The 12098-nt window shown below is 38.2% G+C and carries 11 protein-coding genes; all 11 read right to left on the bottom strand.

Annotated elements, in window-relative coordinates:
- Window positions 1–3 precede the first annotated feature (3 nt).
- Window positions 4–957, bottom strand: a complete 954-nt coding sequence (locus QRE67_RS11120; protein WP_286124897.1) for an ABC transporter ATP-binding protein — start codon at window positions 955–957, stop codon at window positions 4–6.
- 297 nt (window positions 958–1254) lie between these two features.
- A complete protein-coding gene (locus tag QRE67_RS11115; RefSeq protein WP_286124896.1) occupies window positions 1255–1812 on the bottom strand; it encodes a YdcF family protein in 558 nt (185 codons plus the stop codon).
- 234 nt (window positions 1813–2046) lie between these two features.
- The gene (locus tag QRE67_RS11110; protein WP_286124895.1) at window positions 2047–3276 is read right to left on the bottom strand and encodes an MFS transporter; all 1230 of its coding nucleotides are present in this window, start codon (window positions 3274–3276) and stop codon (window positions 2047–2049) included.
- A gap of 1 nt (window position 3277) precedes the next feature.
- Window positions 3278–3814, bottom strand: coding sequence for an NADPH-dependent FMN reductase (locus QRE67_RS11105; protein ID WP_286124894.1), 537 nt, complete (start codon window positions 3812–3814; stop codon window positions 3278–3280).
- 103 nt (window positions 3815–3917) lie between these two features.
- A complete protein-coding gene (locus QRE67_RS11100; RefSeq protein ID WP_286124893.1) occupies window positions 3918–4637 on the bottom strand; it encodes an SDR family NAD(P)-dependent oxidoreductase in 720 nt (239 codons plus the stop codon).
- A 201-nt stretch (window positions 4638–4838) separates the two neighbouring features.
- Complete coding sequence (gene gnd / locus QRE67_RS11095) at window positions 4839–5738, bottom strand: phosphogluconate dehydrogenase (NAD(+)-dependent, decarboxylating) (RefSeq protein WP_286124892.1); 900 nt, start codon at window positions 5736–5738, stop codon at window positions 4839–4841.
- 18 nt (window positions 5739–5756) lie between these two features.
- A complete protein-coding gene (locus tag QRE67_RS11090; RefSeq protein WP_286124891.1) occupies window positions 5757–7106 on the bottom strand; it encodes a GntP family permease in 1350 nt (449 codons plus the stop codon).
- Between the two features lie 14 nt (window positions 7107–7120).
- Window positions 7121–8659: a gluconokinase gene (gene gntK, locus QRE67_RS11085; RefSeq protein ID WP_286124890.1), complete on the bottom strand. Its 1539-nt coding sequence runs from the start codon at window positions 8657–8659 to the stop codon at window positions 7121–7123.
- Window positions 8660–8965: 306 nt separating this feature from the next.
- Complete coding sequence (locus QRE67_RS11080; protein ID WP_286124889.1) at window positions 8966–9820, bottom strand: MurR/RpiR family transcriptional regulator; 855 nt, start codon at window positions 9818–9820, stop codon at window positions 8966–8968.
- A 205-nt stretch (window positions 9821–10025) separates the two neighbouring features.
- Window positions 10026–10661, bottom strand: a complete 636-nt coding sequence (locus QRE67_RS11075; RefSeq protein ID WP_286124888.1) for a response regulator — start codon at window positions 10659–10661, stop codon at window positions 10026–10028.
- Between the two features lie 14 nt (window positions 10662–10675).
- Window positions 10676–11794, bottom strand: coding sequence for a GAF domain-containing sensor histidine kinase (locus QRE67_RS11070; protein ID WP_286124887.1), 1119 nt, complete (start codon window positions 11792–11794; stop codon window positions 10676–10678).
- Window positions 11795–12098 lie beyond the last annotated feature (304 nt).

Genomic DNA, 12098 nt, shown 5'->3' with positions numbered 1-12098 from the left:
TGTTTAGCCCCTCTCCTTCATTTCCCCGACTATGTATGCGACAATATGGCGGCTTGTTAATGTTCCAACATAACTTCCATCCTGTTCAATTGGCACAGCCCCATCTGTCTGTAAACGAAGCAGAGCCTCCTGTAACGATGATTGTGAGGAAAGAGGAGCAACACCTATTGGTTCATCTTCTATTTTTTCAAGCGGCAATACATCTTCTATGATTTTCCCCTCATACCATGGGCGGCCCCGATTTCCGATAAACTCTTCTACGAAATCATTTTCCGGATTATGTAAGATCGCTTCTGGTGTATCAAGCTGCACAATTTTCCCTTGCCTCATCATACAAATGCGATCACCAAGTGATAACGCTTCTTGCATATCATGTGTTACAAAAACAATCGTCTTTTGAATTTTTTTCTGAAGTTTTACAATATCTTGTTGCAGTTGTTCACGGCTTAATGGATCTAACGCACTGAATGGTTCATCCATTAATACAATCTTTGGATTGGCCGCTAGTGCTCTTACAACTCCAACACGTTGCTTTTGTCCACCTGATAATTCATCGGGCATACGGTCTCGATATACCTTCGGATCTAACCCTACCATATCCAATAATTCATCGACACGTTTTCGAATTTTCTCTTTGTCCCATTTTCTCATTTCAGGTACAACCGCAATATTTTCAGCAATTGTCATATGAGGAAACAACGCAATTTGCTGCAATACGTAACCGATATCCCAGCGCAGCTCATGAATGTTATAATCTTGAATATCTTTCCCGTCAATGGAAATGGACCCTTCCGTCGTTTCAATTAAACGATTAATCATTTTCATTGTTGTTGTTTTTCCACAGCCACTTGGACCTATGAGAACAAAAAATTCTCCCTTTTTAATTTCTAGATGTAACGAGTCTACCGCCTTCGTTCCATCATCATACATCTTTGAAACGTGTTCAAATCGAATCACAAATACAACTCCCTTACTGTTGTTTCCTCCATTCTGATGGAAACGTGTCTTATTTTCAAATGATACGCTTGTTCTATATAAATCCATTTTGATTTTTCGACATATAAGCTGCGGCTATGGATAACAAAAGGTGACCTGCACTCGTTTTCTCTCTTTGTTTTCACTATGTCTAAGCAGGAAAAGGATCTGACCGCTTCTATGCATGGTCGGATGCTCTCTCCTACCTAAAAAAAGGGTTTTATGTCGGTTTTTTAATTTGTATTTATATATATGAAAAAAAGAGCCCGTGCTTGAGCTCTAATGATCGAATACGATTGTTTTAATAATCGCCGCATATTCGCGTATATATGCTTTTTTCTTAGAACGCACTGGCGTTGGTGCGGGAAGTGATTCCATTCGCATTCCTAAACGTTTTGCAATGATTTTCGTACGATATAAATGATAGGTATTACTGATAACTACCGCATGTTTTACATCATATAAATCAATGCTAAATTTCACATTTTCATATGTACTAGTGGAACGATCTTCTATTAAAATACGATTCTCGTCAATACCGTGATTTACTAAATAATTTCGCATGCTATGCGCTTCTGGAATATCCTCATCCTCCCCTTGTCCTCCTGATACAATCGCTTTCGCAACTGGATGGGAATGCAAGTACTCTAAAGCAACATCCAATCGATTTTGAAGCGATAAAGAAGGTTTATCTCCAAATAACTTTGCACCTAAAATTAATACATATGGAGCTTGATTGCTTACCTTTTCACGAGCAACTTTATTCATTTGATACGTCATATATACAATGTATAATGGTGGTAATAATAAAATAAAAAGTAAAATCCATTTGTTCATATATAAGTTTACACTCCCTTTCTTTTTATTATATAGAAAAAGAAAGGGAGTCAGAAGTACTTTTTAGTGACTACGTTGTCCTGCATTTTGAGGATTATGAGCTTTTTTAGAAGACGTATGAGACTCAGTTTGATTTCCTTTATGCTTTGCTGATCCTAACGCTTTCGTCTTTCCCATTTTGTTTCACACCCTTATAATTTATATTCTCTCATAGGTTTTGTAGTTTTATGGTCCTTATACAACGGATTTGCTGGTAATTCCTATTCTCTCTTGTCGTTGTACTCTGGCATAATACAATGCAATCCATGTTGCGCAAATTAGAATGATGCTTAAAACGTAAAAGGGAATCATTACGCCGATTTTCGAAACAACTGCTGTAAACATAACCAATAATACAACGCGAATTCCTGTCCCGATAAGCCGAAATAAACTATCTACACGACCCATTACTTCATTTGGAATTTTCTCCATCATCAATACATTACGTGCCACCCGTGTTCCCGCATTTCCAATTGCATGAAAAACAGCAAGCCCATATAGTAACAAGACTGATGGTTCTATTAACATTACGGTAATTGAAATTGTATAGACAAACATTGTCAAGACAATAGAAACTTCTGTTTGGACATATTTCATGAGAATTGGAATACTAATTCCAGCAAGGATAGCACCAATCCCGTACATCATTCCTTCTACCGCATATACGGAACCACTTTCTTTGACTACATCTGAAATATACACGGGAATCAAATAATTTGCCATCATAACTCCAATAAATGGCATGTATGTCGCAAGTAAAAACCAAAAGAATTTTCGTCGTCCTTTCATAAAATGGATTCCTTCAAACATTTGTTTTTTAAAGGTCACTTTTTGTTTTGTTTTTGTTTTCTTCACATATGGGATACACAAAAAGAGGAAAAAGGCTCCAGCGAATGACAGCATATCTACTAATAAAATCCACTTTAAAGATATAATCTCAATTAAAAAACTGGCAGTTGCTCCAGAGATGACTTGCGTGAGTTGCCCTTGTATTTCCATCGTGCCACTCAAGGATTTATAATGTTCTGCTTGAAACATTTCCTGGTTAAATGCAAAGATTGTTGGATAAAACAACAGGTAATAAAAAGACCCCGTTATATAAATAATAATATAATGAATCGAGCTATAGGACTGCCCTGTAAACCCCCATATGACCATCATGCCAATAATCGCCACACCTAGTCCTTCGTTACATAATAATAGTGATTTTCTTGAAAAGCGATCGATACTCTGCCCAATGAACGGTGTCAGTAAAAACATAATAAGAGTCGCTACAATTGACACATACCCAAACAGTGTATCTCCTCCGCTCTCCTTAATTAAAAGCCACGGAATCGTTATCATCACAATCCCAGAGCCAATAGCAGATAGGCTATTGGCTCCCAGAATATAATACAAGCGAGAATCCCGGTAAAGAGATGACATCTCAATCAGCCCCTAATTGTTTTTTGAGTTCTGGATACACACTCATATATCCTTTCAATTCTTTCAGTAAATCATGAACAAATGGTTTTGCATCTTCTGCCATTTCACCGTTTTGCACGTATAAACCATCTAGTACGACTTGCTTTGGAATTACATTTGCATACACACCTCTAGCCACGATGCGCATATTGTTTAACGCATTGATACCGCCTTTTCCTCCACCAGCAACTGCCAATAGACCAACTGGCTTATGGATAAATTCGCTGCTACTTAGGAAATCTAACGCATTTTTTAGCGCACCGCTCATCGCATTATGATATTCAGGTGTGCAAAGTACAACACCATCCGCTTCTTTCACTAATTTTTTTAATTTCGTTACCGCTTCTAATTCATATTGAGACTCTTCCCCGTTATATACAGGTAGTGCTTCCACAGCTAAATCATATAACTCCCCTTTAAATTGACCTGCAATATATTTTGCAATGACACGTGTTCTACCAAATTTACGTGGTGTTCCATTAATTACGACTAATTTCATGTTATTTTCTCCCCTTTGTTTTAAGTTCTATCTTCAAATATTTGTGATGCAACAACACCTATTATTCAGGTTACTTTGTACAAGGCGTTACCGTTGTCTAAAATTATGCATTCGTATCCGTCATGGCTGGAATATGAATTTCCTTTACACAGGATACTTTCGAAAGATTCACTACACATTTAACCACCTCTACCATATCCTGCACCGGTATGCGAGTCCCTTTGTAAACGGATATAGCTTTATCTGCTCCGTCTTCGAAAGGAATTTCAACTGCGAGTTCCCCTGGATTGATGCATGTTACATCAATCTCATATTTCCTTACATGTTCCCGAAGTGCGCTACCAATCCCACGCAGTCCAAATTTCGATGTGACAAAAGCGACCTGCGAATTATTCGTATTTTCAAGGCCAGCAGTAGAACCAATTAAAATAATTTTTCCATTATTTGATTGTTTTAAGTGATTTAACAGCTTTTGAATGCATACGATGGCAGACGTAATATTCACGTGAATCATAGAGGCCAAGTACTCTGGATCGTCTTTTTCAAAATCATAATGGGCTTCAAAACCATCCTTTTCCCAAATTCCCACGTTGTAGATTAATACATCCACTCGCTCGTTTTTTAAAGTCGCCACAATATGATCACTTACAGAATTTGAAGACAAGTCGGCTTGAATCCATATTCTTTGAACGCCATCACTTCGGTTCAAACTATCCGGGATAGTACGAGAGACAATCCATACTTTATCACCAGAACTTGGAAGTCCTTTAGCAAAAGCGTCACCTAAACCTTTGCTCGCTCCAAAAATAAGATAATTTTTCATCCTTTCACTCCTGACTAGCAAATCATATTCCAGTGAAATAGAAGACTGCCGGGAGGAATATGAGGGTGGCTATCTTTCTATTTTTATATTATCAGAAAATTACTTCTTATTCACCATCAGAAAGAGGGAAAACTTTGAGAAAATAGTATGAAAATATAAAAAAGAAACTCATACTTTCGTATGAGTTCCCCTTTACATCAATTAATCATTCTTCACAACAGCATGTCCGCCAAACTGATTACGAAGTGCTGATACTACTTTTCCGTGGAATGTATCTTCTTCTTGAGAACGGTAGCGCATAAACAATGACATTGCAATAACTGGAGCGGAAGCCTGCAATTCAAGCGCTGTTTCCACTGTCCATTTTCCTTCTCCTGAAGAATTCATTACACCTTTAATGCCTTCTAGCTTTGGATCTTCAGAGAATGCTTTTTCTGTTAAATCCATTAGCCAGCCTCGGATAACAGATCCGTTTGCCCATACATTTGCCACATCTTTATAATTAAAATCAAAATCACTTTTATCTAGCACTTCAAACCCTTCTGCAATTGCTTGCATCATACCATATTCAATACCATTGTGAACCATTTTCAAGAAATGCCCACTTCCAACGCGCCCTGCGTATGAATACCCATTTTCAACCGATAAATCTTTAAACAGTGGTTCTAATCTATCAAAGATTTCTTTTTCTCCACCAATCATTAAACAGGCACCATGACGTGCACCTTCTACACCACCTGATGTTCCAATGTCCATATAGTGAAGAGCGAAACTTTTCGCATCTTCAGCACGGCGCAGTGTATCTTTATAGAAAGAGTTACCTCCTTCAATTACGATATCACCTTGATCGAGTAATGGATATAAGTCTCTTAGTACCGAATCTACAATTTCTCCAGCTGGTACCATAACCCAAATCGCACGCGGTGCCTCTAGTGCTGACACCATGTCTTTTAGTGTATAACGAGCAGATATGCCAGCTTGTTGCGCTTTTTCAACAAGCTCTTTGTTTACATCATATACAACAACCTCATGCTGATCTTCATATAAGTGCTCTGCTAATGGAAAGCCCATTTTTCCTAATCCTACTAAACCTAGTTTCATATCAATCAAACTCCTATTCTATACAATGAGATTTAATAACGAAATAAGTCCAAGAGCAACAACAGAAAGAATCGTCTCCATTGCCGTCCATGTTAATAATGTTTCTTTAATCGTCATTCCGAAGTATTCTTTAATCATCCAAAATCCAGAATCATTCACATGAGATAAAATGAGTGATCCTGCTCCTGTTGCAAGTGCTAACAATTCTACATTTACCCCAGGAATACTTGCCGCAATTGGAGCTACAATGCCTGCTGCTGTCATCATCGAAACAGTGGCTGATCCTGTTGCAATACGAATCAGTGCCGCAATCCCCCACCCTAATAATATCGGTGAAATGTGAGATTCTTTTGCCATTTCAGCAATCGTAGTACCGATTCCCGAATCAAGAAGCACTTTATTGAATGCGCCACCAGCACCAATAACTAGTAAAATATTTGCAATTGGTCCTAAACAATCATTTGTAAATTGTAAAACTTTATCTTTTGAAAATCCTTTTGCATATCCAAGACTAAAGAATGAATAGATTGTTGCAATTAATAATGCAACGACAGGATCTCCAATAAAATGTAATATTTGTGCAAGCTGACTTGTTTTTTCTAATGCCACCTCAGCAATCGATGCACTTAACATTAATAATACCGGCAGTAAAATTGTAAATAATGTGTTTCCAAAACCCGGAAGTTCTTTCTTTGTATCGCGCTCTCCAAGCTGCTCTGCTACCTCTAATGGTACCTTCTTATGTATGCGGGCGCCAATCCATTTTCCATAGAGTGGTCCTGCAATGATAGCTGTCGGAAGACCGACGATTAAAGCGTATAAGATGGTTTTCCCTACGTCTGCTTTAAAGATTCCAACTGCAGCCATTGCAACTGGGTGCGGTGGAACAAGGCCATGTACAACAGAAAGACCTGCTACAAGCGGTATCCCAATTGTAATGAGTGAAACTCCTGTTTCTAACGCAATTGTAAAAACTAATGGAATTAATAAAACAAAGCCCACTTGGAAAAAGACTGGAATCCCAACTAAAAATGCGACAACCATCATAGCCCAGTGCACGCGTTTTTTTCCAAAACGTGCTAGTAATGTATTCGCAATTCTTTCTGCACCGCCAGACTCTGCCATCATTTTCCCAAGCATTGTTCCTAACGCTAAGACAATTGCTAAAAAGCCTAATGTATTTCCAAGACCCAGTTTAATGGAATCAATAATTCCAGGATCTTTTGGTGAAGTAGCAATCAGCGGCATCCCCATTGCTAGCCCTACACCGATTGATGTTACAATTAACGCGACAAACGGATGCCATTTCACTACTGTAATAAGCAAGAGTAATATGACAACAGCTGCTAAGACTATTCCAACTTCCATTTCTCCCATTCCCCCTAATGTTTACGTTGGAAATCAGCAATTACATCGAATTCATCTTTCAAACGAGTGTAAAGCCGTTCATACATATAAAACATCTCTAAATACAAAGCCGTATTTTCTTTATTTGGTACATGATGATGTACAATTTCAATCCATTCTTTTACCTCTTCAAGCGAATCTATTTTTCCTGTCGCGTATAAAGCAAGTACTGCAGCTCCCAATGCAGATGCTTCATGACTTTCAGGAACAAGTAATTCTTTCCCCATCATATCGGACAGCATTTGTCTCCAAAATGCTGACTTCGCAAAGCCCCCTGAAACACGGATTTCAGAAAGAGGACCTGTTGAATCTCGAATCGCGAGTGCTACTGAAAAGACACTCATGCAAACTCCTTCCATCACAGCTCGAATAAAATGTTCTCGCTTATGCTGAAGATTGATACCGAAAAATGTCCCGCGAGCATTCGCATTCCAATACGGAGCACGTTCTCCAGATAAGAACGGTAAAAACAATAATCCATTCGCTCCGGCCGGCACACGTTCTGCATATTGAATTAATAAATCGTACGGATCAATGCCTAATTTCCTTGCCACTTCTTGCTCTGGGCTTCCAAATTCATCACGTAACCATCTCAGTAGAATGCCACCATTATTCGTTGGTCCCCCAATTACCCAATGTTGATCCGTAAGCGCATAACAAAACGTTCTGCCTTTTTCATCTGTGTTTACATTCGAAGAAATCGTTCGAACAGCACCACTTGTTCCAATTGTGATTGCTGCTTCTCCAGGCGAAACTGCCCCAACACCGACATTTGCAAGAACACCATCACTTGCCCCAATGACAACAGGTGTTTTATCATGAACCCCCATTCTTTTTGCTAATTCTGGTTTTATACCTTCTAATATGTAAGTCGTTGGTACTGGCTTCGACAATTGCTCTGACGACATATTTAATAGTTTTAATACCTCTTGATCCCAGTCTAGTGTTTCTAAACAAAACAACCCGGTAGCAGACGCAATAGAGTAATCAACTACATATTGTGCAAATAACTGATAGATTACATATTCTTTAATAGAAATGAATTTATACGTTCTTGAGAATAATTCCGGTTCTTCTTCTTTCATCCACAATAATTTAGACAGTGGTGACATTGGATGAATCGGGGTCCCCGTTCGTTTATAAATGTCATGCCCATTCATCTCTTGCAGTAATTTTTCTGCTTGCCCAACACTTCTATTGTCAGCCCAAATAATAGAGCGAGTAAGGGGGGCACCATTTCTATCTACAGCAATTAACGAATGCATTGCTGTACTAATACCAATTGAAGAAATGTCTTCTTGTAATACATTACCCTTTTCAATGGCAACGCTTACACTTTTGTATACAGCGGAACATATTACATCAGGATCTTGCTCAGCCCATCCTACATTCGGTTGGATAATTGGATAATCAATTGCATGAGATGCAACAACCTTGCCTCTCTCTGTAAAAACAACCGCTTTTGTACTTGTTGTGCCGATATCAATCCCGATAACTCTCCCCCTTGTTTTCATAATGAATCTTCCCTTCGTTTTTAGCAAAATAGAGTGCAACTTTCAACAGTTGGTTTTCTCCAACCTCATTGTTGATGAGCCCTCACCAATCGGGCTCTTATGAGCAGTTTATCCCCCACCTCAAAGTTCTTTTCTTCCTGCATAACTTTGAAGTGGATATTTTACTACCCATTAGTGCGGGATGAAATCTAGTAAACCGTTTACATTGAATAGTATATAAAATATTTTTCTTAAATCAATATAAATGAAGAAAATTTTTTTCATAAAGGAAAAAGAAAAAAAGCAGTGCATCTCTTTCACACTGCTTTATAGTCGTTTCATCGAAATTGTTTCCCGAATGCTTTGTAGATTTCGCAAAGTTATCTCTTGTCTTTGTAAAGACAATCCTACAAATAAAGTATCTAATAAACTAAGCTGGGCTAAACGTGATGAGCTTGCTTCGGTACGAAATTCTGTCTCACGCGTCGATGTATACAGCGTCACATTAGCAAGTTGACTAAGTGCTGATTTTTGATAACTCGTAATCGCAATGATACGTGCTCCTCTTGATTTTGCAACGTCTAACGCCTCAAGAAGCCCTTTGTTACTTCCAGAATGGGAAATCGCAATTACCACTGCTTCTTCTGTAAGTAACCCTGCTCCCATAATTTGAAAATGAGAATCTACATGTGCAATACAAGAAATACCTGTTCTCATAAACTTATGATAAGCATCCATTGCAATAATACCGGAACCACCATTTCCATAAAACTCAATGTGAGTAGCCTTTTGTAACAGTTTGATCGCTTCTTCTAGCGCTTTACCATTTAATAAATGCAGTATATCTTGCAATCCTGTAATATGCGACTGAAACACTTTTTTAGCAACTGTCACCATATCATCTTCTGCAGATACTTCCTCATGAATATTTTGTACTGGCGTATGTACAACCTCTCGTGCTAACGTGATTTTCAAATCTTGAAATCCTTGAAAACCAAGGTGTTTACATAAGCGAAAAATAGTTGCTTCCGAACTATTTGTTGTTTCCGCTAATTCAGTAATCGATTTATGTACAACATCTTGCGGATGCTTGATGATATGTTCGGCAATGCTTCGTAGCTTCGGAGATAAACCGTTTAACGATGCCTGAATCTTCCCTATCCCAATTTTTGTACCGGGCATGATGTATCCTCTCCTTCCATAATAACTTTATTGTACATAATTATGAAAAGAAGAAAAACCTTTATTTGGTATGCCATATGTAAAACTAGCCGTACCGTATCCTTCACTATGTATAATTTCGTTATTTATAACAATTCATACAGCACCGTTAAAATAACCAGATTCCGCATATAACTCTGCAATACTTTGCTCTTTTATATGCCTCCTACACAACACCATGCTTCACCGCATAGAGCGCAGCTTGCGTTCGATCATCTACATTTAATTTAGCCAATATATTTGAAACATGCGTTTTTACTGTTTGTTCCGTAATATGAAGCTCTGCCGCAATTTCTTTATTACTTCTCCCTTTTGCGATTTCACGGAGTACTTCTTTTTCACGCTTTGTTAGCATAGATAAACAATCTTTCTTTGGCTGAGCCGTTGCAGAACGTCCTAATAAAGCAGGCGTAACTTTTGGATGAAAATTTGTATTCCCTTGATATACCGCAATGATAGAAGCTACAAGCTGATCAGGTTGTACTTCTTTTAATTGATATCCATCTGCACCTGCTTCCAGTGCTGGAAGAACATAATCTTGTTCTGAAAAACTACTTAGCATAAGTACTTTAATAGAAGGGTCGTATTGTTTCATTCGCTTCGCCACTTCAATCCCGTCCATTTTCGGCATCGACACATCCATTAATACAACGTCAGGACGTTCTTTTTGAACAAGCCTCAGCGCCTCTTCTCCATCACCCGCTTCACCGATAATTTCAAATTCTTCTTTCGTTTTCAAGAAAAAAACGAGACCTTTGCGAACAATATGATGGTCTTCTACGAGTAATAATTTAATTTTCAATGACCTTCTCCCCTTCAAATTGGCAACTGAATCTCAATTTTCGTTCCTACTCCCGGATTCGTTTGAATTTGGAATTTCCCTTCCATCAGTTCAATGCGCTCTTTCATATTTTTCAAACCAAGCGCCGAATCTCTCACTTTTTCTTTTACAAACCCAGCTCCATCGTCCGCGATTTGAAACTTCAGCACCCTATTTTCTATTTTTAAATCTACAGACACCATTTCGCATGATGCATGTTTTTTACAATTATGTAACGCCTCTTGGCTAACACGCCATAACATTTCTTCCGTTTCATCACCTATAGAGATGACACCATCAATTCGAATCGCTACATGAATCCCTAGTAACTTTCCATAATTTCGAATTGCTTCTGCAAGGCCTTTCTCCAATCCTTCTGGACGCAATTGCCATATTAATAGTGTCATCTCTTGCAGTGCTTCTTGCGACAATTCACCTATGTACGCTAACATATCTTGCAGTTCTTTATCTTTCGTCATATCAGCTGTTCCTCTAGCTGTTAACATGATTGAAAATAACAACTGTTTAACAGAATCATGTAAATCACGGGCAAGTCGATTTCTTTCTGCAACAACTACATATTTTCGTTCTTTCTCTACGAGCTGAATACGTTGTATCGTTGTACCAATTTGATACGCAATTGCTTCTAATAAAGCTAACTCTTCTTCAGAAAAATGCGTTTTATGTGGAGAGGCAACGTTCAATAGACCAAATTTCTCTTCTCCTGCACGAAGAGGAATTGTCGCGTGGTGCGTAATATCCTCTGTTTCCCCCCATTCATACTCAATCGCATCTTCAATTCGTTTACATTCAATAATATTTGTTGCTTTTTGCAAACGCCCACCAACAAATCGATCAATGCACCAACAATCCCCTTCGCACATCGGCTTTTTTGCTTCCCATGTTAATGCTGGTGGCAAGTTTGTGTCGACAAGCATTCGATGCGTTCCTTTTTCATCAATAAAAAAGATCCAGCCTGTTTGTAAATTCATTACTTGTAATAGTGTATGTAATACTTTCTCTAGCATTTGTTGCAAGTCAGTCGCTTCATTTAATAGCTCCGCAATCTCTTTTAGCGCCTGCAACCGATGCATTTGTTTTTCATCATAATTCATGTTCATCACCACCTTTCATTATAACATTAAAAATTTTCTAAATACTATGTGGTGAAACTTTTCTCAATGGTGGCATTTCTCTCACCTAACTTCCGCTGCTTCCTGCATACCTTCAAGGTGTGGGATTATTGTCTGTTCGTGTGAGACAAATAAAAAAGGAAGCTGAGTAGTATATCAGCTTCCTTTTTCAATATCAATCAATTGGCGGCATATTTTCACGAGAAAAGACCTTCCTTTTTTTCTTCACTAATTTTCTAATTACAGTGTGAAAAATTCTCACACTAAAACAAGCAGAATATCCTAC

Source organism: Bacillus sp. DX3.1, assembly GCF_030292155.1.
Classification (GTDB): Bacteria; Bacillota; Bacilli; order Bacillales; family Bacillaceae_G; genus Bacillus_A.
This window is presented reverse-complemented; position numbering and strand designations above follow the sequence as displayed.

Excerpts from the sequence above, each read along its gene's own strand:
- QRE67_RS11115 (WP_286124896.1), bottom strand. The coding sequence starts at position 1,812 with ATGAACAAATGGATTTTACTTTTTATTTTATTATTACCACCATTATAC.
- QRE67_RS11110 (WP_286124895.1), bottom strand. The coding sequence starts at position 3,276 with ATGTCATCTCTTTACCGGGATTCTCGCTTGTATTATATTCTGGGAGCC.
- QRE67_RS11105 (WP_286124894.1), bottom strand. The coding sequence starts at position 3,814 with ATGAAATTAGTCGTAATTAATGGAACACCACGTAAATTTGGTAGAACA.
- QRE67_RS11100 (WP_286124893.1), bottom strand. The coding sequence starts at position 4,637 with ATGAAAAATTATCTTATTTTTGGAGCGAGCAAAGGTTTAGGTGACGCT.
- gnd (WP_286124892.1), bottom strand. The coding sequence starts at position 5,738 with ATGAAACTAGGTTTAGTAGGATTAGGAAAAATGGGCTTTCCATTAGCA.
- QRE67_RS11090 (WP_286124891.1), bottom strand. The coding sequence starts at position 7,106 with ATGGAAGTTGGAATAGTCTTAGCAGCTGTTGTCATATTACTCTTGCTT.
- gntK (WP_286124890.1), bottom strand. The coding sequence starts at position 8,659 with ATGAAAACAAGGGGGAGAGTTATCGGGATTGATATCGGCACAACAAGT.
- QRE67_RS11080 (WP_286124889.1), bottom strand. The coding sequence starts at position 9,820 with ATGCCCGGTACAAAAATTGGGATAGGGAAGATTCAGGCATCGTTAAAC.
- QRE67_RS11070 (WP_286124887.1), bottom strand. The coding sequence starts at position 11,794 with ATGAATTATGATGAAAAACAAATGCATCGGTTGCAGGCGCTAAAAGAG.